At 37.5% G+C, this 21,370-nt stretch carries 21 protein-coding genes; 5 read left to right on the plus strand and 16 right to left on the minus strand.

All coding sequences use genetic code 11. From position 1 onward, the window contains the following. Window positions 1-102: 102 nt before the first annotated feature. The 16 genes from J4856_RS02480 to J4856_RS02555 all read right to left on the minus strand — a co-directional run bounded on the left by J4856_RS02480 (window position 103) and on the right by J4856_RS02555 (window position 17,915). Entirely contained in the window at window positions 103-1,380 is a 1,278-nt protein-coding gene (locus J4856_RS02480) for an S-adenosylmethionine:tRNA ribosyltransferase-isomerase (RefSeq protein ID WP_065368054.1), read from the minus strand. A gap of 9 nt (window positions 1,381-1,389) precedes the next feature. Beyond that, the gene (locus J4856_RS02485) at window positions 1,390-2,085 is read right to left on the minus strand and encodes a phosphatase PAP2 family protein (protein ID WP_025837204.1); all 696 of its coding nucleotides are present in this window, start codon (window positions 2,083-2,085) and stop codon (window positions 1,390-1,392) included. A gap of 37 nt (window positions 2,086-2,122) precedes the next feature. Then, window positions 2,123-4,666 carry a BatD family protein gene (locus J4856_RS02490; RefSeq protein WP_025837202.1) on the minus strand — a complete coding sequence of 848 codons (2,544 nt, stop codon included), beginning with the start codon at window positions 4,664-4,666 and terminating at the stop codon, window positions 2,123-2,125. Window positions 4,667-4,676: 10 nt separating this feature from the next. After that, a complete protein-coding gene (locus tag J4856_RS02495) occupies window positions 4,677-5,372 on the minus strand; it encodes a tetratricopeptide repeat protein (RefSeq protein WP_025837200.1) in 696 nt (231 codons plus the stop codon). Between the two features lie 4 nt (window positions 5,373-5,376). After that, window positions 5,377-6,372, minus strand: a complete 996-nt coding sequence (locus J4856_RS02500; protein ID WP_065368055.1) for a VWA domain-containing protein — start codon at window positions 6,370-6,372, stop codon at window positions 5,377-5,379. A gap of 56 nt (window positions 6,373-6,428) precedes the next feature. Further along, window positions 6,429-7,385, minus strand: a complete 957-nt coding sequence (locus J4856_RS02505; protein ID WP_025837198.1) for a vWA domain-containing protein — start codon at window positions 7,383-7,385, stop codon at window positions 6,429-6,431. Between the two features lie 19 nt (window positions 7,386-7,404). Then, entirely contained in the window at window positions 7,405-8,448 is a 1,044-nt protein-coding gene (locus J4856_RS02510; protein WP_025837196.1) for a hypothetical protein, read from the minus strand. After that, window positions 8,445-9,317, minus strand: coding sequence for a DUF58 domain-containing protein (locus tag J4856_RS02515; protein WP_025837194.1), 873 nt, complete (start codon window positions 9,315-9,317; stop codon window positions 8,445-8,447). The genes J4856_RS02510 and J4856_RS02515 overlap by 4 nt, the downstream gene beginning before the upstream one ends. Before the next feature lie 50 nt (window positions 9,318-9,367). Beyond that, a complete protein-coding gene (locus J4856_RS02520; RefSeq protein ID WP_025837192.1) occupies window positions 9,368-10,363 on the minus strand; it encodes an AAA family ATPase in 996 nt (331 codons plus the stop codon). A gap of 202 nt (window positions 10,364-10,565) precedes the next feature. Continuing rightward, window positions 10,566-11,921, minus strand: coding sequence for an HU family DNA-binding protein (locus tag J4856_RS02525; protein ID WP_065368056.1), 1,356 nt, complete (start codon window positions 11,919-11,921; stop codon window positions 10,566-10,568). Further along, window positions 11,914-12,207 carry an HU family DNA-binding protein gene (locus J4856_RS02530; protein ID WP_065368057.1) on the minus strand — a complete coding sequence of 98 codons (294 nt, stop codon included), beginning with the start codon at window positions 12,205-12,207 and terminating at the stop codon, window positions 11,914-11,916. The genes J4856_RS02525 and J4856_RS02530 overlap by 8 nt, the downstream gene beginning before the upstream one ends. Before the next feature lie 92 nt (window positions 12,208-12,299). After that, complete coding sequence (gene rimO, locus J4856_RS02535) at window positions 12,300-13,601, minus strand: 30S ribosomal protein S12 methylthiotransferase RimO (RefSeq protein ID WP_025837189.1); 1,302 nt, start codon at window positions 13,599-13,601, stop codon at window positions 12,300-12,302. 97 nt (window positions 13,602-13,698) lie between these two features. Next, window positions 13,699-14,649, minus strand: a complete 951-nt coding sequence (ftsY, locus tag J4856_RS02540) for a signal recognition particle-docking protein FtsY (protein WP_065368058.1) — start codon at window positions 14,647-14,649, stop codon at window positions 13,699-13,701. A 403-nt stretch (window positions 14,650-15,052) separates the two neighbouring features. Continuing rightward, window positions 15,053-16,228, minus strand: coding sequence for an MFS transporter (locus J4856_RS02545; protein ID WP_025837187.1), 1,176 nt, complete (start codon window positions 16,226-16,228; stop codon window positions 15,053-15,055). 150 nt (window positions 16,229-16,378) lie between these two features. Beyond that, window positions 16,379-17,197, minus strand: a complete 819-nt coding sequence (panB, locus tag J4856_RS02550; protein WP_025837185.1) for a 3-methyl-2-oxobutanoate hydroxymethyltransferase — start codon at window positions 17,195-17,197, stop codon at window positions 16,379-16,381. 94 nt (window positions 17,198-17,291) lie between these two features. Next, a complete protein-coding gene (locus tag J4856_RS02555; RefSeq protein ID WP_065368059.1) occupies window positions 17,292-17,915 on the minus strand; it encodes an HAD family hydrolase in 624 nt (207 codons plus the stop codon). A gap of 77 nt (window positions 17,916-17,992) precedes the next feature. On the opposite strand from J4856_RS02555, the gene J4856_RS02560 reads away from it, so the two are divergent. The 5 genes from J4856_RS02560 to J4856_RS02580 all read left to right on the plus strand — a co-directional run bounded on the left by J4856_RS02560 (window position 17,993) and on the right by J4856_RS02580 (window position 21,357). Then, window positions 17,993-18,763 (plus strand): RsiV family protein, encoded by a 771-nt coding sequence (locus tag J4856_RS02560; protein WP_065368060.1) that lies wholly within the window; start codon window positions 17,993-17,995, stop codon window positions 18,761-18,763. A gap of 52 nt (window positions 18,764-18,815) precedes the next feature. Then, window positions 18,816-19,439, plus strand: a complete 624-nt coding sequence (gene rsmG / locus J4856_RS02565; RefSeq protein WP_025837183.1) for a 16S rRNA (guanine(527)-N(7))-methyltransferase RsmG — start codon at window positions 18,816-18,818, stop codon at window positions 19,437-19,439. Window positions 19,440-19,492: 53 nt separating this feature from the next. Further along, window positions 19,493-20,137, plus strand: coding sequence for an MBL fold metallo-hydrolase (locus J4856_RS02570; RefSeq protein WP_025837181.1), 645 nt, complete (start codon window positions 19,493-19,495; stop codon window positions 20,135-20,137). An 18-nt stretch (window positions 20,138-20,155) separates the two neighbouring features. Beyond that, the gene (gene ruvC / locus J4856_RS02575) at window positions 20,156-20,731 is read left to right on the plus strand and encodes a crossover junction endodeoxyribonuclease RuvC (protein ID WP_025837179.1); all 576 of its coding nucleotides are present in this window, start codon (window positions 20,156-20,158) and stop codon (window positions 20,729-20,731) included. 110 nt (window positions 20,732-20,841) lie between these two features. Beyond that, window positions 20,842-21,357 carry a hypothetical protein gene (locus tag J4856_RS02580; RefSeq protein WP_025837178.1) on the plus strand — a complete coding sequence of 172 codons (516 nt, stop codon included), beginning with the start codon at window positions 20,842-20,844 and terminating at the stop codon, window positions 21,355-21,357. Window positions 21,358-21,370: the final 13 nt, after the last annotated feature.

The raw sequence follows: 21,370 nt of genomic DNA on the forward strand, positions 1-21,370 counted from the left end.
CATTGCATGCAAATATCCAAGCGGTTAGATATTAATGACCACCATGCTTATTCTGACAATCTAATCTACATTTTCTATAGCGAAATATATAGTAAATCACCATCACTCCTTGGGTATTAGTAACGAAGAGTCACCATAGCTAAGAAAACGAAAATCATGAGTAAGAGCATAGTCATATACTTTACGCCAATCTCCTTTTAGGAAAGCACTTACCAAAAGTAATAGCGTTGATTGAGGCTGATGGAAATTCGTAACAAGTGCCTTAACAATCTTGTATGAATAACCAGGCGCAATAATAATCTGTGTACTTGAATGTAGCACATCTAGTCCACCTTTATCCAGATAAGCCAGGAGATGATGGATGGCATCCTCCACTGTTATTACCTTCCCATCCTTCTCAACCAATCCTTCTGAATTATGTGGCAAATCGTAAGGTTCCCATTGATTAACGTGAAGTTCTTTCTCATTCGTATCTGGTGAAAGAACAAGTTTTACGCCCATATAATAAAGGCTCTCCAATGTCCTTACGCTAGTTGTACCCACAGCAATTGCTTGATATCCATGTTTAAGCAACTTCTCTAATGTTTGACGTCGAACCACAACAAACTCAGTGTGCATGCTATGTCCTTCGATCTCATAACTCTTCACGGGCTTAAAGGTCCCAGCTCCAACATGAAGGGTAAGTTCCTCACAATCAATACCATGCTCATCAAGTGCCCTCAACACCCTATCGGTAAAGTGAAGTCCAGCCGTAGGGGCTGCCACTGAGCCTTTAATCTTTGAGTAAACGGTTTGATAAGTTTCCTTATCACTTTCTTCTGTCGCTCTATTAAGATAAGGAGGAATAGGCAATTCTCCAACAGCTTCAAGAATTTCAGCAAATGAGACGTTTGAATTATCCCACTCAAAGTTTATCCAATGATTTGTTCCACCTGCTTGTTCATGAACCTTTTCTCGATCCATTGATGCGGTGAGTGTTAGCTTATGTCCCTTGATTTCAAACTCACGCTTCAAGGCTCCTTCCTTCCACTTCTTAAGATTACCGACCATACAAAGCCAAGCACATTCGTGATTAGTCTGGAACATCAACTCGTAATCAGTTGGTTGTGCTGGTTCCATAAGGAAAATCTCTATAAGTGCACCCGTTTCCTTACGGAAATGCATACGTGCTTGAATGACCTTCGTATTATTGAAAACCATCAGAGCACCCGTAGGCAAATATTCGGGAAGATTATAAAAGATATCCTCTGATACCTCTCCATGCTTATAAAGCAATAACTTACTATGGTCGCGTTCTGCTAAAGGGAATTTGGCAATACGCTCATCAGGAAGAGAATAATTGTAATCAGAAATGCATATATGCTTTGTATCTTCAGACATAATTTTTATTTATATTGACAAAACGGCACGGAAAGCCGCATAAATAAATGAAAGTATAAGCACACAGATAATAACGTCAATATCTGCAAAGCTATAACCTGTTCGTGTATATCTCGTTGAAATATAGTGCAACTTGTCACTAAAACGAATATAAATGCGAAGGTATAAAAAATAAATGAGAATAGCGACGCTTGAGCCAAATATCATTCCTACAAGTACGTCAGAAGGATAATGAACGCCAAGATAAGGACGTGAGAGCGAAACCATAACACTCCACGTTATCATAAAAAAAGTAAAGATACGATCACGTACCAACAAACAAAAGAAGACAGAAACTAAAAAAGCATTTGCTGTATGCGAAGAGAAGAAGCTATAGCCACTCGCATTATAATAATTCACTGTCATAACCATACCTTGCAAATCAGCATTATTGAGTGGACGGGGACGAGCTATCAATGGTTTAACAATACCGATGTTAACACCATTTACAATGAGAAGTCCCAATGCCACAATACCGATAACAAGCATAATCTTCTGCCAGTTCTCATTGTTTTTTATAACCATATAAAGCAAAGACGCATAAAGTGGAATCCATGTGTAAGCAGAAGTCACAGTCAGGACGAAATAGTCCATAAAAACATTATTACTCCCATTAAAAGTGAGTAATAATGATTTATCGAGTGCTCTTAAAACGTCTAAATTCATTATTTGGTTTTATAAATGAAGGTCAACTGATAGGGATTTATATAGCTTCAACATTTTCTGCTTTAATCCAGCCTTGACGCCCATCGCTCAACTTGATTTCAGTCCATTGACTCATACTATTGTCAGTAATTCTCACCTTTGAACCTTCATGAAGGATAAATGCTTCGTCCGACTTTGGATCAGGCATCTTTCTTACAACAGCTGAAGGCGTCATAATGATACCATGAGATTCAGAATCTAACTCAGAGACTTGCTGGATGGCGAAGAATGAATTGATAATGAAGAAGAAAAAGAAAAGCGGCAACACAACCTTTGACAACTTCCTGAGAAAGTCAATCTCGATAAAAAGATATATAACAAGTGCCAATAGCGAAATAAACAAGCAAACCAGACTTAAGATTGCCCAATTATCAACACTCATAAAATTAACCAAAGCCTTATACCATGTAACGAAAAACATCTCTGGCTCTGGTGTTAGGTTATCAATTGTCTTTGATTGCGCCAACTGAAGATTGAAACGAATATCTTCATCACTTGGTGCAAGACGCAGTGCACGCTCATAAGAAAGCACGGCATAAGGGATATTGTCAAGACGATAGTAGCTATTACCAAGGTTATAATACAAGTCTGCAGATTCTCCTTGCTTCAACAGATTCTCATATCCTTTAACAGCTTGCTTGTAATTTCCCTTTTGATAAAGCTTATCTACATCCGTCTTTATCTGTGCAGATAACTGCAAAGAGAAAGCAGACATACAGATAAGAAATAAGAAGAAGTTTAATGTTTTTTTCTTAGAAGGTTTGAGTTTCTTAACAGCTTCTTCCATATCAGCTATTGCCTTCAGGGCAGTATCGAGGGTTCGCTTCATATTACCTTTTTCATCACCAGGAGCATAACGCTCAAATTCACATTCATCAATAGCAGAGATATATTTTTCTATCACATCATAGGGAACTTTAATTTTACTAAATTGTTCACTGATGTTATCACGTGATAATAACTCTACAGGAAGGTTTAACTTATCACTGGCATAACCCCATAATGTCTTTAGAACCTCATCATAGAAATCAAGATTCTTATTCTTTAACATCAATAGCTCGGCAGCATGTAAGCGACTAGAAGCAATACGATTGGCATTCTTACCTCGTTTCAAAACCATATCTACACGGTGTGCAAAACGATCACGATAATAGAAGGACAAGACGCCACCTGCTCCTAATAACAAGATGAGAATGACAAAATATACTATCGAACCGAAGAAGTAATCACCCACTTTATCAACTGGACCATCACCTTGCTTCAATGGTAAAATATCTTCGTTAGGTAAATCAACAGTCAGAATATCTTTTGAAATACCATCGCCTCTTGATACTTTCAACTCCAATGGAGAAGTCTGAAGAGTAACATACTTCTTCTGAGCTAAGTCATAATAACAGAACTTTACAGGAGGAATTGCGACTAGGCCTTCTTGATGAGGGATAACAACCTGGTCGTAAACCATATTTCCTTCTGCCCCCTTTGTCGTCAATTGTGTTTTATCCGTAACTTTCACATCGTATGCTTCAAATTCCTTAGGAATCTGAATGATAGGTTTCTTAATCAACTTCAAGTTTCCTGCTCCACTAACAACAACGCGAATCGTAACAGGATTACCAGCCTTTACCTCTTTCTTATTTAATTGCGCAGATAGATTGAAATGTCCTACACCACCAGAGAAGTCTGCAGGACGATTTGGCAAAGACAAAACCTTAATAGCTAATCCTGGTGCAACAATATCTTTCTTGATATTGGTGCTACCTCCATCAATACCAAAAGCCTCAAAAGGATTAAAGTTGTTTGATTCTTGGATGATTCCATGAAATGTCAAAGGTGGAACATTCAATGTTCCAGTCATTTGTGGATACATTACGTATTGACTCCAAGTAACACAATTATATAAACGCTTCCCAATACGTTCTTTATGGAAAGTCTTTTGTTGTGGTAAATCTACTTCTTGTACATGGAACCCAACTAAGTCAGGCATTTTACCAATAAGCTGGCGCAAATTCTTTGTTGTATAAACTTTATAAGTAAGTAGAACTGGCTCCTGTTCGTAAACAGTGGTCTTATTTGCAATTACCTTTATAAATAAATCGTTTGATGAAACTTTTAATGATGCTGTCCGTTGATCATTGTGCAAATCATAATGTCCAGCATTTGTAGGTCCATTGACAGCAACAATCTTTACAGGCGTAGATGCAAGTTCCTGATCATTAACAAAAATATGAGCAGGTCCAATGTTTACATTTCCTTTCTTTGTTGCGATAAAGACGTAAGTAAATGATACTGAAGACGAGCTACTTGCGTGTCCGTCAATGAATTGATAATTTGATTGTGAAGAGGTAGCAGGTCCAAACACCTTTTCAAGTCCGTTTGATAATCTACCTAATTGAAATCTACGTACATCTTGTGTATATACGATGTATTCAACCTGAAATTCCTCCCCTACTGTCACTTGTTTAGGTGCAGCTACCCGAACTCGTTGTGCTTGTAAAAGACAAACACTAATGACAGATAGTAATAAAATAATATATCGTTTCATATCTTCAAAATTACCAGTTTTTATCAAGTTTTTTATCAGAAGGCTGACGCATAACTTTAGATAAGCGTTCTTGCGTCTCTTTTTCTTGTTGCTTAACAGCATTGAGAAGTTGTTCAGCATTATCTTTACTCATTCCTTGGTTATCTTTTTGTTGCTGATTCTTCTGATGATTGTTTTTGTTATTATTCTGATTTTTGGATTGATTCTTCTTATCTTTATTTTTGTCCTTATTATTATCTGATTTATTTTTACTTGATGATTGCTTATTTTTCTGTTGCTGTTTTTGCTTACGTTTGCATAATTCTAAGTTATATCGAGCATTCTTATGGTCAGGATTGCTACGCAAAGCACTTTTATATGCTTCTATAGCCTTTGAATAGTCTTGCTCACCTTGAGAAATAGTTCCTAAGTTATTATAACTACTTGACTGCCGTAGAGGATCTTTTTCTAACTTTGCAGCTTTCTCATAGAGTTTTTTAGCTTCATCATTCTTCTTCTGTTGCTGTAAACATCTACCCAAATTATAATTGGCAATTGCATTATTTGGATCTTTATCAACAGCCTTACGATAAAGTATCTCCGCTTGTGCATAGTTCTTTGAAGAAAAAAGTTTATTTCCTTCTCTAATGAACTGATTTGATGTCTGTGCATAACCGCTAACAAACATCAACAACATACATATTATGATATAAAGTCGTTTTACCATATTCTTACCAACGTCTTTTTCTTTCAAGTAACAAGACATCTGCAATCAATAGAATGACAGCAAGTAATGCTAATGCTTGGAACTGCTCATCGAAGTCACTATAAACAACATTGTTTATTTTACCTTTCTGTAGTTTGCTAAGTTCTCTGGTCAAGACTGCATCTGCTGTACTATTATTATTGACATGAACATATACTCCATGACCTGCTGTAGCAATCTGCTTGCACATCTCTTCATTAAGACGAGTCTTCACAAGTTCGCCATTTAAGGTCTTTAATTCACTGCCATCAGGCATAGGAATCGGAGCTCCTTCTTTTGAACCTATACCTAATATAAAGACTTTTATTCCTTTACTATAAGCCTGTTTTGCCATATCTTCGGCACCACCTTCATTATCTTCACCATCAGTAATCAAGATGATAGCCTTGCCAACCTTAGAGTTTGGAGTGAAACTATTCATAGAAAGCTGAAGTGCTTTGCCTATATCTGTTCCTTGCGTCCCAATTAAAGAAGGATTGATATTATCCAAAAACATTTTAGCTGAAACATAGTCACTTGTTATAGGGAGTTGAACAAAGGCATCACCCGCAAATACTATTAAGCCTATCTTGTCCTCACTGAATTTATCCATCAAATTCTCAACCAACAGCTTACTCTTCTCCAGACGTGAAGGAGCAACATCTTCAGCCAACATTGAATTACTTATATCAAGTGCTATAATAGTCTCTATGCCTTCTCTTTCTTTGTTCGAAGCAATTTTACTACCAACCTGAGGACGAGCAACTATAAGGATAAGAAGCAACAACCCCATTTCCATTAATACGAATTTAACCCACTCCCTCTTACGACTAATCATAGGAGAAAGCTGATGTACAAGTGTTGGATCCCCAAACCTTATCATTCGTCGCTTGTGCAAGCGAACAGAATGTAGGTATATAATTACTGATAAGGGTATCAGTAATAACAACCACAAATATATGGGATTATCAAATCTAAACATTCTTCAACTAATCTTGTTAAACAAGTAAACCTAATTCTAGATGGTGGGTTGACCCCTTATGGCAATCGTCTAAAGACTGTCCAACGAAGTATTAACTCAAAACAGAAGAGTAATAAAGCCAACCATGCAAAAGGCATATAAGCTTCATGTAAATGGCCGTATGATTTAAGACTCATCTTAGTCTTCTCAAGTTTATCAATATCTTGATAAATTTTTGATAGCTCTGCTTGACTTTGTGCTCTATAGAACTCACCATTCGTTAATATAGCAATATCTTGCAACGTTTGATAATCAATAGCACCAATGTCTTCACCTGTCTCCCTACCCAAACCAATCGTATAAACTCGTATTCCAAACTTCTTAGCAATTGTAGCAGCCGTCATTGGGGAGATGGAACCCACATTATTGCTTCCGTCCGTTAATAAGATAACGACCTTACTCTTAGCCTTAGAATCTTTCAGACGACTCACAGAGTTGGCTAATCCCATACCGATAGCAGTACCATCCTGGATCAAGCCGTTTGTTACCAAATTCGTCCGAACATTATGAAGGAGATTCAACAATGTTGCATGATCAAGGGTCATTGGACATTGTGTAAAGGCCTCACCAGCAAAGATTGTCAAGCCTATGTTGTCACTTGGTCGGCTACTGATAAATTCGGATGCTACTTCCTTTGCTACTTCCAAACGATTAGGAAAAACATCCTCCGTTAACATACTTGCTGAAACATCCATAGTTAACATTATGTCAATACCTTCGGTATCCTTATTATCCCAAGCATTGTGTGTTTGTGGACGAGCCAGTACTATTACTACTAAAGCATAAACAATACAACGCAAAGTCATCGGGAGATGAATCAGTCTCACCTTCCAACTTTTTGGTGCATGTTGATAAGCGAAGGTATCACTCATCCTCATGGTTGGTTCTTTTCCTTTACCACGAAGAAAATACCATAATAGATATGGTATAAGTAAGAGCAGTAAAAGGAGATATCCACTATTGGCAAATTCCATTTCTATTCTACTATTTAAATCACATCAACAGTGCATAGGTTTCGGATGCTACATAAAGAAGTAAAGCTATGGATGCAACAACGAGCAATCCTATCGAAAGCTTTATCATCTTACGTGAACGATTATCTTTCATATCCTCCTTAGGTTCAACGACAACTGCTGCAGGCTCATCATTTTTTGTTTTATCTATAAAGCGTTCAATGCTATCAAAATAATAATCCATGTCAGTCGCATTAGTTGAATATTTGGCGAACTTAACAAGATCAACCGCATTGAATACTACCCTTAAGTCATTAACATCAGAAGCATCGCACACATCTTTCATGCTATCTAATATATCATGAGAAGTCATTTCTAAAGCATTGATATTGTAACGTTGTGAGATATAGTTTCTAAGAACATTCGTCACATCCGTATAATAATCCTTTTGCTCCTGATATAACATTTTATTAGCAGCTATCTCAGACAGATCATGTTTTGCCTGCTCATAGTAGGATAGGACATGAACCTTCTTAGATGTCCAACTATGTCTCTTATGAAGAAGGGTTCTATAAAGATAAAAAGCTATACCAATCAATAGTAGCGCGAATATCGATAACAAAATCACTGGAATCCATTCACTCCACATGAACGGAACTTTTTGGATATCATCAGGAGGCATAGGAGTATTCTTCAATGTGTCTATGGGGACAGCTTGAACTTCCATCTCTACCTCTCCTGTCATCTTCGATACACCATCTACGATAACTTTCTGCGTTGGAATGGTATAACGCTTAGCATCCCAACCAGTAATAGTATATATACGTCTTATTCTTACCTTATCATATGCATCAGTTGTATCTGACTTAGCATTAAGCACTTCTATATTTGGAACAATCTCTTTTTTCTCATTATAATTTGGAAATGAGATCTTTGTCCCCTTTGGTGCATACACAGTAATGAAATAGTGTGAACGTCCTCCGATCAAAATCTTAGCAGAATCCACACTTGCCGTTACCTGTACCTGTGCATGACCTACAACAGCCAGGATAAGCATTATAAATATAACGATATATTTTTTCATCGATTTCTCTTTGAAAACAACGTCATCAACTTCTGTACATAGTCGACGTCGGTTGCTATAGCCACACTATCTACATGACTCTGACTTAACATATCATGCAAACGCAATTCACGTTCTTCCCAATATTTATTATGCACTTGCCGTATACGTACGTCATGTGTATCGATATACATTTCATGACCTGTTTCAGCATCTAGAACCTTCATTAAACCAACATCAGGCATTTCTTTTGCTCGAGGATCATAGACTTGAATTGCAACAACATCATGTTTCTTATTTGCAATTCGAAGTTCATGACTAAAATCCTTACGCGTATAAAAGTCACTGATGACAAAAGCAGTACAACGGCGTTTCATAACCTTATTGAGGTATTCAAGACTTACTCCAACATCCGTTTTCTTAGATTTTGGAGTAAAGGTAAGCATCTCTCGGATAAGATAGAGAATATGCTTACGACCCTTCTTTGGTGCTATATACTTTTCAATATTATCTGAGAAGAAAATTACACCAATCTTATCGTTATTTTGAATAGCAGAGAAAGCCAGTGTAGCTGCTATCTCCGTTGCGCTTTCTCGTTTGAGCTGTCCCGAGGTACCAAAGTCAAGTGATCCGCTAACATCTACAAGCAACATTACAGTTAGCTCACGTTCCTCTTCAAAAACCTTAACATAAGGACGATGGAAACGCCCTGTAACATTCCAATCAATATCACGAACATCATCACCATATTGATACTCGCGTACTTCAGAAAAAGCCATACCACGACCCTTGAAGGCAGAATGATACTGCCCTGCAAAGATATTCTGACTTAGTCCTAAAGTTTTGATTTCAATCTTACGGACTTTCTTTAGTAATTCAGTTGTATCCATAAACGATGATGATAACACTTCTTAAACTCGTCTAAAAATAAAAGTGAAGATTAAGGTACCTGGACTTTATTAATAATCTCACTGATAATCTTCTCCGTTGTAAGGTCGGTTGCTTCAGCTTCGTATGACAAACCTATTCTATGACGCAATACATCATGTGCAACAGCACGGACATCTTCAGGAACAACGTAGCCACGATGCTTTATGAAAGCATAAGCACAACTTGCTTTTGCAAGATTGATACTTGCACGTGGACTTCCACCAAATGTTATCATTTGCTTCAGTTCAGGCAACTGGTAACGTTCAGGGTAACGTGTAGCGAAAACGATATCTGCAATATATTGCATGATTTTATCATCAATATATACATCCTTAACTACATGACGTGCCTCAAGTATTTCAGTTGCACTAACAACAGGATGTACAACGGGCATACTCTCTTGAAGATTCTCACGGATAACGAGTTTCTCTTCTTCCAATGTTGGATAATCAATAACTACCTTCAACATAAAACGATCAACTTGTGCTTCTGGAAGCATATAAGTACCCTCCTGCTCAATTGGGTTTTGAGTAGCCAACACTAGGAATGGATCAGGTAGTGTAAAAGTTGAATCACCAATTGTTACTTGATGCTCCTGCATCGCTTCCAATAACGCACTCTGAACCTTTGCTGGAGCACGATTGATTTCATCAGCAAGAACAAAGTTTGCGAATACAGGACCTTTCTTTACGTGGAAAGCCTCATCCTTCTGAGAATAAATCTGTGTACCAATAACATCAGCTGGCAAAAGATCTGGGGTAAACTGAATACGGCTATAACGTGCATCAACAAGTTGTGAGAGCGTCTTAATCGCTAAAGTTTTAGCCAAACCAGGTACACCTTCAAGTAGGATATGTCCATCACTAAGCAAAGAAATAAGTAGAGAGTCTATCAGATGTCTTTGTCCAACGATGACTTGATTCATACCTGTTGTAAGGTTGGTTACAAAAGAACTCTGTCTTTCTATCCGTTCGTTCAACTCTCTAATATCAATAGATTCTGCCATTATCTTACAAATTAATATTATTGTACTATTATTTTCTTATTCTATTAATCGCAAAAGTACAACATAAAAGCGTATGTAGCGAAGAATAGTGTCTAAATTATATTAAAAAAGTCCTTAAAACAATTGTTAAGGACTTTATTATATGATAATACTTGTATGAAACAAATAAGACCATGTTGTATCTGAAATTTTTAAAACACAATTACTTTCTATACTCTGGCCTTAATTCTACCTTTGGCACCTTCATAGTATCACCTGCCTGCATCGTTTTGCGGCCATTGAGAACTTGGAAATAACCAACCATATCGGCTCCGAGTGTCTTACGACTATACTTCTCCATCGTCTGACCTTTCTTCAACACAACAACACGTTCTACACCAATGATATTGTAAGCACCATAACGAATACGTGGATCATGATTTAATGCTGCAAAAGAATCAACTTTTGCCACCTCTTCCTTTTCAGAATCCTTATGACTTGCTGATGCCGTTTTTGTTGTGTCTGCAGAGATCGTCTTGGTTCCAACTGAAGAATTATCATCAGTAGCATTCGCCTGTATAGCAACTTCTTTTGAATTCTTCTGAGATTTAGTACTACCCATTCGCAACCAAAGAAAGACGCCAAGACATACTATTACTATAAATGCAATTAGAGCAACCTTCTTCAGCATACCATTTTCAGAACCATCAACATCATTATCTTCATCAGTAGGAGAAATACAAAGCTCTGAAGCTTTTGGTCGTTCAGTATCTTCTATGAAATCTTCTTTTATTGGCGTCACCTTTTCTTCAGGAACCACAGCAATTGTATCTGCTACTTCTTCAGGTTTAATATCGCACTCTACGACTCCATCTTCTTCCTTTTTAGATTGACCTTGCAACTTCTCTTCAACATTATTTGTTATAGAAGATTCCACTAGTGATTCTGAATTCACCTGTTTCTCTGTAGAAGATAGCGATTCTGTATCATCAATAGACTGGTTGTTTCGCTCAGGATTCTTTTCAATCTCAACAACGGGTTCTTCTTTTACAGAGATGATTTCAGCCTTATCTTCCTTCTCAGTTATAGTTTCTTTTTTCTGTACTTCAGAGATTTCAACCCTAATTTTATCTTTCTTGCCAAGCACATTTTGTTCTTTATCAGAACTAATGACAGTAGAAAGCTCATTGACTTCCGTTATCTTAACTTCATCAGAAATTTCTTCGGCAGGAACACGCTCTAACTCCTCCGTATCAACACCATCATTGATAACAACTGTTTCGAACTGAGAGAAAGGCTTATTTACAAGTTCTTTCATCACGATATCAGGAGTAAAACTTATTTTGTCATGCCCTTCTATTAGCACACGCTCACCCGTATTAACATTAACGCTCTCACGAGGCTTAACTGCTTGAACCTTAAAAGTTCCCAGTCCTTTAATCTTTACTTGATTACCACTTTTAAGTTCAGAGCTTATTATATTGAAAATGGCATCAACAAAAGCTGTCGCTTCTGCAGCAGAGAGATTGTATTGCTTAGCTAACGCATTTGTTATCTGTTGTATTATTGTCTTAGCCATTTTCTTGTCCTCCCTTTCTTACGTGTCCTTTAATTGTCGCAGCTGGTTTGAAATTAAGAACTAACTTTGGAGGAACCAGCATACGCAAACCTGTTGAAGGATTAACCATCACACGCTCCATACGTTTCTTCACTTCAAACGTCCCAAAACCAACAACAGGAACAGGGTCGCCTGCTTCAAAGGATTTACCCATCAAGTCAATAACGGTTTTAACCATCTTCTGACTTTCATCCTGTGTATATCCAGTTTTTACTGCTAATGCTGCAATGAATTCCTTATTATTCATTCTGTTCTCTCCTTTTATTCAAAAATTCAGAATCTATAATCAAATTAATTCTAAGTTTTAATTTATAATTCAATATTATGAACTACAAACTATCACTTAACAACCTCACCAAAAAGATCAAATTCATCGGAGTCTGTGATACGAACATCATAGAAGTTACCAACTCGTAAAACCATCTCCTTCGATGGAATCAGTACTTCTGGGTCAACCTCTGGTGAACAGAACTCTGTTCGACCAACATAGTACTCACCTTCTTTTCGATCAATAATAACCTTAAATATCTTACCAACCTTTTCGGCTTCTAATTCCTCAGAGATTCCTTGCTGAATAGCCATCAATTCATCCAAACGAGCCTGCTTCACTTCCTCTGGAACATCATCCTCGTAATGATTAGCACTATAGGTCCCTTCTTCTTCAGAATAAGAAAAGGCTCCCATACGTTCAAAGCGGGCTTTAGTAACAAAGTCTTTTAACTCTTCAAAGTCCTCATCAGTCTCTCCTGGAAAACCAACAAGAAGAGTTGTGCGAAGATGTATGCCAGGAACACGACGACGTATTTCAGCTATCAAATAAAGCGTTTCTTGCTTGCTAACATGACGACGCATACGATTAAGCATGTGGTCAGAAATATGCTGAAATGCAATATCTAAATATTTACAAACATTTGGTTTTTCTGCGATTACATCGAGAAGATCAAGGGGGAATTGGTTGGGATAAGCATAATGAAGGCGAATCCATTCTACTCCTTTAATATCTGCCATCCTTGAGATTAGTTCAGTGATATGGTGCTTACCATCGAGATCTACACCATAGTAAGTCAACTCTTGCTCAATAATCTGAAACTCTTTCACCCCTTGCCCTACAAGTCTTCGCACTTCTTCCAACACATCCTCTATAGGACGCGAATGATGACGACCTGTAATCAATGGAATTGCACAATACGCACAATGACGATCACATCCTTCAGCAATCTTCACATAGGCGTAATGCCGTGGTGTCGTCAGATGTCTAACGCCATTACATGCAGGAACATCAGCCTTCCCTAGCTCATTTAGTAATTGCTTATAATTGAATTTTCCATAGAACTTATCCACTTCTGGTAGTTCTGCTTCAAGTTCATCTTTATATCTTTGCGAAAGACAGCCCATAACATAAAGTTTATTAAGCTGTCCGTTTTTCTTTCTATTAATAAATTCAAGAATCGTATTGATGCTTTCTTCCTTTGCTGTTTCGATAAAACCGCATGTATTGATAACCGCAATCTCACCTTGCGGACGTTCTGCATCATGCGTGCAATGAAAGCCATTTTCTTCGAATTGTTTCATCAGCAGCTCTGAATCTACAAGATTCTTTGAGCAGCCCATGGTTACAATATCTATCTGATTTTTCTTCATTCGCTCTTTGTTTGGTGATAGGTGTTAAATGTTAATGAATTGCATAAATAGAATGTAATATCAATTCATCAACACCCAACATTCAACACCCAACACTCTATTTAAATAGGCTATCTACAAACTGCACTTTATCAAAGAGTTGCAGATCTTCCATACCTTCACCTAAACCTATATATTTTACTGGGACCTTCAGTTGGTCGCTAATACCTATCACAACTCCACCTTTAGCTGTACCATCGAGTTTCGTGATGGCAAGTGAGGTGATCTGTGTTACTGCAGCAAATTGGCGTGCCTGTTCAAAAGCGTTCTGTCCTGTACTTCCATCAAGTACCAATAAAACTTCATGTGGAGCCTCAGGAACAACCTTCTTCATTACATCCTTAATCTTCTTCAGCTCATTCATCAAGCCTATCTTGTTATGTAGGCGACCAGCCGTATCGATAATTACAACATCTGCTCCATTTGCTTTGGCACTCTGCAACGTATCAAATGCCACACTCGCAGGGTCAGCTCCCATCTGCTGTTTTATAACTGGTACACCAACACGGTCACCCCAAATCTGAATTTGCTCAACAGCAGCAGCACGGAATGTATCGGCAGCACCAAGATAAACCTTCTTTCCAGCCTGCTTAAACTGCCAAGCAAGTTTACCAATCGTTGTGGTCTTACCAACTCCATTTACACCGACAACAAGAATTACGTATGGATGTGTTTCCTCTGGGAGTGTCCACTCTCCATTATCGCCAGTATTATTTTCCGTAAGTAATGCTGTTATCTCACTCTTTAGAATTCCATTTAGTTCGCTTGTAGATACATACTTATCTCGAGAAACGCGCTCCTCAATACGACGGATAATCTTTATGGTTGTGTCAACACCAACATCAGATGTAACGAGTATTTCTTCAAGATCGTCTAAAACCTCGTCATCAACCTTTGACTTCCCAGCCACTGCACGCGCCAATTTTGAGAACACATTTACTTTTGTCTTCTCAAGACCTTTGTCAAGCGTTTCCTTCTTCTTTTTTCCGAATAAATCGAATAATCCCATATAATTAGCTAATTTGTTGCAAAGATAATAAAAAGTTGACGAAAAAGCAAATTTGCTTTACATCACAATGTAAATTAGTGTTTTTCAACGATTATTTCTCATACAAGTTAGTTAAATTCTCAACAATGGCTTATAAACAACTCTCTAATTGTCTTATAAAGATGTACAGGTGCTTAGCATCAAAAAGGTGAACGGTGAATGGTGAATAGTAAACACAACAAGTATTGACATTATACAATATGGAATAGATCATCACTATTAAAAGAGCAAACAAGCATCACTTACATCTTAAGAAATACTTGTTTACTCTGCCGATATTTTTTATTTACACTTGGCATTTTCCCACAATACAGTTTGGTATGCAGGTTTACAAGCGGCTATCGATGGTGATTTTTAGTAGAAATTACCGATGCTTATGTTTTACGTACCAACTATGGATGAATGTATCATACAATATCAACGAAACAGCCAAGACTCCAAGGCATACCCACAAGATAAGCGGTTGCTCCATATTAAATAAACCATACGAAAGGAACAATCCTGCACCAATTCCAGTCTCCCATGCTAGTAAAAACGTACTTTGGCTGGTTCCACGTTGGCAATGATCAGACATTTTAATAAAAAATAGCAAGAATCGACTACCTATTAATCCTACTCCTAAACCAATAAGAATTGGAACGACATAACTAACGCTTTCCTGATTACGATTAATCATGAGTAGTATTGCAATTCCAATCACTATCATCCCTGTTGTCGCTTCGCTGCGTAGATCAGCATCAGCAAAGACAAAACGCTCAGCGAGGATGGCTATAACAAAGCCTACCATTAACATTCCATAAAAGCGTGGTGAATGCTCTATGCTTAATAGGACTCCGAGAACTGTCGTAATAAGGGCTACATTAACAAAAAGCCAATGACTTCCTTTCAAGAGAAAACGATCGCATGAAAAACGAGAAAAGTCCTCACTTGGCATACGAAATGGAAATCTTATTAAGTTGACAAACACAAAAGAGATGCCCAAAAAGATACAAGACAAAAGAATCACCGAAGGAAAACTCATAGTCTTATACACCATGATACCTGCTAAGGGTCCTAGTGAAATTGCAAAACGTCCAAACCATGTAGCTGTATGATTTGCTTCTGTTCGATGAACTGCCTCTACCGTATCGATAATTAATGTACTAAGAAGTACCAGTTGTGACAATCCATAGAATGCACCTTGTACAAAACGAAGTAATACGAGCAATGAATAATCAAAGGAATGATATGGGAGATTGGTCAAATAATATAGTACACCTGTGACAGCCAACAACAATAAAGTTGAGACATTGAAGACGTTTTTGCGACGAAAGCGTTGAACAAGATAACCTGAAAGACTACCAAAAAGATAAATTCCTATAAAGAAGACACCCATTACCAAAGCAATCTGAAACATTGAATACCCCCTATCAATCATACGCATGGGCATGGTAGCAACAAGCATATAAGAAGACATAACTAATAGGAGATTAGCCATCGCCAACAACCAAAAATGCTTATTCCACAATCGAACGTGAATAGGTATATTTTGAGTGTCCATTTTTATTTTAACCTGAATTTAATTGTTATGAGTTATAATATTGAATTATGTAAAGCAAACGAATTATACTTGTACAATCCAATTGTCTCTCTATTTAGATGATATAAATGAATCTGCTCTTAAACTTGTAGGTTTTCACATCAACAAACTTTAATACGACTCTGTTTCAGAAGGGAAGCTCGTATCCTTTACACACTTGATATACTCTTGCACACCCTCCGTCATACACTTTTTGACATTTGCAAATTGACGAAGGAACTTAGGTTTGAATCCATCTGTCATTCCAAGAGCATCTGCATAGACAAGTACCTGACCATCTGTTCCATTACCTGCACCTATACCTATGGTGGCAGCTTTAACCATTGAAGTGACTTTTGTAGCCAATGCTGCAGGTACCTTTTCAAGGGTAATGGCACTAACCCCAACTGCGTCAAGTGCAAGTGCGTCTTCTATAAGTTTTTCAGCTTCTGCATTATCTTTTGCTCGAAGTCCATAACCACCAAACTTATGAATACTTTGCGGAGTAAGTCCGAGATGACCAATAACAGGTATACCTGCATCAACAATTCCTTTAATTGTATCTGCAATCTCTTTACCTCCCTCCATTTTAATTGCACTAGCACCTGTCTCTTTTATAATACGGATAGCGTTACGAATTCCTTCCTCTCGGCTGACCTGATATGAGCCAAATGGCATATCACAAACAACAAGACAACGCTGACAGGCACGTACAACAGAACGCGCGTGATAAATCATCTGATCAACTGTAACAGGTGTAGTATCCTGATTACCTGCCATCACGTTAGACGCAGAGTCGCCAACAAGAATACTATCTATCCCTGCAGCATCAATAATAGCTGCTGTTGTGAAATCATAAGCAGTCATTTGAGTAATCTTCTCACCTGTCGCCTTCATTTCCAATAATGTCTTCGCAGTTACTTTCTTCTTATCCGTTGTTAAATATCCCATATTCACTTTTATCGTTCAAAGCGCATAACTTTCTATACGTATTTCAATAATCTATACCTTTGCTTTTTGTTTTGGGCTGCAAAGTTACTTCTTTTTAATGGTCTAACAAAGTAAAACCCTTATAATTAAAAATTACTTCCTTTGTAAAAGGCTTTAATTCAGATATAGAGTTGGTAGTTGCAAGACCTATTACACGTGCTCTTGATGCTATACCTGAGCGTAAACCATTGAAACTATCTTCAAAGACAACGCACTCTTGGGGTGATACATCAAAACGTGCGGCCGCTTTGAGATAACAATCTGGTGATGGTTTGCTTTCTTCAAAATCTTCTGAAGTGAGAATTTCATCGAAATAGTCTTTGAACTCTGGATGTTTCTTATAAACATTCTGCATCTTCTCAAGGTTAGAACTTGTGACAACTGCAGTCTTTATACCTTTACTTCTGATATTTTTTATAAAATATTCAAAACCAGTAATATAAATGAAAGGCATGTTATGTTCAAATTCATTCAATTCTTTGGTAATTTCTTCTTGCTTATCTAGTTCCCCAGCGAAGTATTTATCATAGATCTGCACCAATGTTTGTCCTTTTATATCATGAGCAAAATTAGGTATAGTAGGACAATATTTTAGACCAACATTATGCCAAAACTTCGTATATATGGGTTCTGTATCAAACACGACACCATCTAAATCAAACAAACAAGCTTTTACCATTCTATCCTTAATTAATTATTGTTATTATCTATATTATGCAAAGTTACAAAAACTTTTCGTAACTTTGTCGATTGTATATGATAAAGAAGTTATTTACAACGTTTGCCTTTTCGGCGATTCTATTTCTCTTTTTGAGTAGTTGTGGGCATAAGGCTACTACGCCAAAAAAGTTGGATGTACAAACAGCTGTGGTTTCTGTTGACACCATAGCACGTCTTTCGGATGCAATACAATGTCATGTTCATATTGATTTTACCTATCTGAAAGGAAATAAGTATGACGCCATAAACGATTCACTACTAAGAATGGGGCTTTTACAACCCGACTATTTCTCAATCAACAGCGAAAAGCTTGCTCCTCAAACAGCTATTCCTGCTTTTGTTCGTCAATACATTAAGGATTATATGGACATTGCACAGCTTATTCGTCAAAAAGAGAAAGATAAGAGCAAACTCATTGGTGAATTAACGATTAAAACGGAATTAAAAGCTGCTATGGGCAACTACATTACTGCACTATCTCATATAGCCATCAACAATGGTAACGGACAACAAACCAAATATACGATTGTACGTAACTTTAATTCTCAAAATGGACATCTAGTCACACTACAGGAACAATTCGGTGATGACTACAAAGAACAATTAACAAAAGAAATAATTAAACGTTTAGCCGATAAAGAGAAGCTTGAAAATGACGATATAGTAGGCTTACAAACAAGAGGTTACTTTGTAGGAATACCCCCCTACCCAGCAGAAAACTTTATCCTCACTGATGATTCGACAGTGTTTATCTATACACCTGGTGAAATTAATCAGAATGAAGTTAGAGTGTCGATTGATAATTAAAGAAGGCATTTCACTCTATCTAGTATCCACCAATCCCAATACACAAAAGATTATGATTGAAATAATAAAGAAATACTTTCCTCATCTTACTCCCAAACAGGAAGAACAATTTGCCGCTCTTGATACATTGTATCACGATTGGAATGCAAAAATCAATGTTATCTCTCGCAAAGACATTGATAATCTCTATGAACATCACATCCTCCACTCATTGGCGATTGCTAAGCGAATAAATTTCCGTGAAGGTACAAATGTTCTTGACTTTGGTACTGGTGGGGGCTTTCCGGGTATTCCACTTGCTATTCTCTTTCCGGAAGCTAACTTCAAACTCATTGATGGCACAGGAAAGAAAGTAAGAGTAGCTCAAGAAGTAGCTCACGCAATCGGTCTTGATAATGTTCTCCCAGCTCACTTACGTGGAGAAGAAGAAAAAGGTAAGTTTGACTTCATCGTGTCACGTGCGGTTATGCCACTTTCTGATTTGATGAAGATTGTCAAAAAGAATATTGCATCAGATCAACATAACGTCTTGCCAAATGGCGTAATTGTTTTAAAAGGTGGTAACCTTGATGAAGAACTGAGACCATACAAGAATATAGCTGATAAGACAGAACTATCACAATGGTTTGATGAAGAGTGGTTTAAGGAGAAATACCTAATTTACGTACCCGTATAACTTTCCCCATATTATCACATCATTATCAACCATCTAACTCACAGTTTACATTTATGCTTAACATCCAGACTTTTCAGGTAAACCCTCTCCAAGAGAACTGTTACGTCGTCAGTGACGAGACAAAGGAATGTGTTATCATTGATTGCGGAGCATTAACTACAAGCGAACAAAAAACAATCATTGATTATATCAAAAAAGAAGAACTAAGCCCTGTACATAATCTTGGGACGCATGGACACCTTGACCATCACTTTGGAGACGCAGCACTTCTGACAGCTTTCAACCTTCTACCTGAAGTTGAAGAGAACGATGCTGTCTTTATGAACAACCCAAAGCAGGCCGCAGCACAAATGTTGGGTATGGTTCTCGACTATGATTTACCTGCCGGTGATTTAAAGCTTGGAGAGAATAAGACTATATCTTTTGGTTCTCATACCTTCAAAGTGATGCATACGCCAGGACATTCGGGTGGTTCTGTGTGTTTCTATTGTGCAGAAGAAAATGTCCTCTTCTCTGGCGACACACTGTTCAAGGGTAGTATTGGACGTACTGATTTCCCCGGGGGAAATATGTTCCAGATTATCAGTAGCCTTCGAGAACTAGCACAATTACCTGATGCCACAGTTGTCTATCCAGGCCATGGTCCACAGACTTCTATAGGCTTCGAACTTGCTCATAATCCATACATGGATCGTTAAAACAAATAAACCCATAAAATGAAAACAGAAAGTTCAGGACCTGAAAAGATACTACTCGGTATTGACCCTGGCACAAATGTCATGGGGTATGGTGTCTTGCGTGTCTGTGGGAACAAAGCTGAACTTGTTGTTATGGGTGTTATTGACATGCGCAAGGAGAGTGATGTGTATCTCAGATTAGGAAGGATATTCGAGCGCGTAACAGGAATCATCGACGAATACTTACCCGATGAAGTTGCTATTGAAGCTCCTTTCTTTGGAAAGAATGTTCAATCCATGCTGAAACTAGGACGTGCACAAGGTGTTGCTATAGCGGCAGCAATCAACCATGATGTACCAATCCAAGAGTATGCACCGTTAAAAATAAAAATGGCAATCACAGGCAATGGTTCTGCATCAAAGGGACAAGTGGCTGGTATGCTACAAAAGCTTCTACACCTACGTGATGATCAAATGCCTCACTTTATGGATGCTACTGATGCTGTTGCTGCTGCTTATTGTCATTTTCTACAGATGAGCCGTCCAGCAACTGACACTAAACATTATGGCTCTTGGAAAGACTTTGCACGAAAGAATGCTGACAGAGTGAGATAAATAAGCGTTGAAACAGTTTCATTGACTTACATAGAACATCAATAATTAAATCCAAAAAATCTATAATAACAAAAGAAATTAAAACAACACATGGAATTAAAATAGAACGTATGAAATATAAGATTATAACAATTTCATTTCTTCTTGTATCTGTATTTACAGCAAATGCACAGCAGGAGCGAGTCTCTAAACAACTCTATACAAATGCATACAAGATTGCAACGGATAGGAATGAAGATATAAATGTTCGCAAAGCAGCTTCATTTAAAGTAGATGCAATCACCTATCTAAATATGCGTACACTGATGGCTATCGTTGATACGACAAAGCATCTATCTAATAAAGAAATTGTACATCTCAATGCTCAACTTGACTCCATGGCTTATTACATGCATGAGTATGTCAACCTCTTCACAAAAGAATACACACGTTCAGACAAACAAAAAAGAAAAGAACAAATTTTCAAGATATTCCGTGATGCAAGTATCAACCATCCGCTCTACAATGACCCCGACAAGAGTCTTGTCTTGGTATATTTCAATAGCGATGACTACCTTACACAGTTCTCTCTTGATACCAATTGGGTTGCTGCACTTGCTGAAGTAAAGAAAAAGTTGGTAGAATAGTCTTATGCTAAAA

This window comes from Prevotella scopos JCM 17725, assembly GCF_018127785.1.
Classification (GTDB): Bacteria; Bacteroidota; Bacteroidia; order Bacteroidales; family Bacteroidaceae; genus Prevotella; species Prevotella scopos.

Coding starts and splice junctions, on each gene's coding strand:
- J4856_RS02490 (WP_025837202.1), bottom strand. CDS start 4,666: ATGAAACGATATATTATTTTATTACTATCTGTCATTAGTGTTTGTCTT.
- ftsY (WP_065368058.1), bottom strand. CDS start 14,649: ATGGGATTATTCGATTTATTCGGAAAAAAGAAGAAGGAAACGCTTGAC.
- J4856_RS02530 (WP_065368057.1), bottom strand. CDS start 12,207: ATGAATAATAAGGAATTCATTGCAGCATTAGCAGTAAAAACTGGATAT.
- J4856_RS02495 (WP_025837200.1), bottom strand. CDS start 5,372: ATGGTAAAACGACTTTATATCATAATATGTATGTTGTTGATGTTTGTT.
- J4856_RS02545 (WP_025837187.1), bottom strand. CDS start 16,228: ATGGACACTCAAAATATACCTATTCACGTTCGATTGTGGAATAAGCAT.
- J4856_RS02485 (WP_025837204.1), bottom strand. CDS start 2,085: ATGAATTTAGACGTTTTAAGAGCACTCGATAAATCATTATTACTCACT.
- ruvC (WP_025837179.1), top strand. CDS start 20,156: ATGAAAACAGAAAGTTCAGGACCTGAAAAGATACTACTCGGTATTGAC.
- J4856_RS02580 (WP_025837178.1), top strand. CDS start 20,842: ATGAAATATAAGATTATAACAATTTCATTTCTTCTTGTATCTGTATTT.
- J4856_RS02555 (WP_065368059.1), bottom strand. CDS start 17,915: ATGGTAAAAGCTTGTTTGTTTGATTTAGATGGTGTCGTGTTTGATACA.
- J4856_RS02520 (WP_025837192.1), bottom strand. CDS start 10,363: ATGGCAGAATCTATTGATATTAGAGAGTTGAACGAACGGATAGAAAGA.
- J4856_RS02570 (WP_025837181.1), top strand. CDS start 19,493: ATGCTTAACATCCAGACTTTTCAGGTAAACCCTCTCCAAGAGAACTGT.
- rimO (WP_025837189.1), bottom strand. CDS start 13,601: ATGAAGAAAAATCAGATAGATATTGTAACCATGGGCTGCTCAAAGAAT.
- J4856_RS02560 (WP_065368060.1), top strand. CDS start 17,993: ATGATAAAGAAGTTATTTACAACGTTTGCCTTTTCGGCGATTCTATTT.
- J4856_RS02510 (WP_025837196.1), bottom strand. CDS start 8,448: ATGAAAAAATATATCGTTATATTTATAATGCTTATCCTGGCTGTTGTA.
- panB (WP_025837185.1), bottom strand. CDS start 17,197: ATGGGATATTTAACAACGGATAAGAAGAAAGTAACTGCGAAGACATTA.
- J4856_RS02480 (WP_065368054.1), bottom strand. CDS start 1,380: ATGTCTGAAGATACAAAGCATATATGCATTTCTGATTACAATTATTCT.
- J4856_RS02505 (WP_025837198.1), bottom strand. CDS start 7,385: ATGGAATTTGCCAATAGTGGATATCTCCTTTTACTGCTCTTACTTATA.
- rsmG (WP_025837183.1), top strand. CDS start 18,816: ATGATTGAAATAATAAAGAAATACTTTCCTCATCTTACTCCCAAACAG.
- J4856_RS02515 (WP_025837194.1), bottom strand. CDS start 9,317: ATGGATACAACTGAATTACTAAAGAAAGTCCGTAAGATTGAAATCAAA.
- J4856_RS02500 (WP_065368055.1), bottom strand. CDS start 6,372: ATGTTTAGATTTGATAATCCCATATATTTGTGGTTGTTATTACTGATA.
- J4856_RS02525 (WP_065368056.1), bottom strand. CDS start 11,921: ATGGCTAAGACAATAATACAACAGATAACAAATGCGTTAGCTAAGCAA.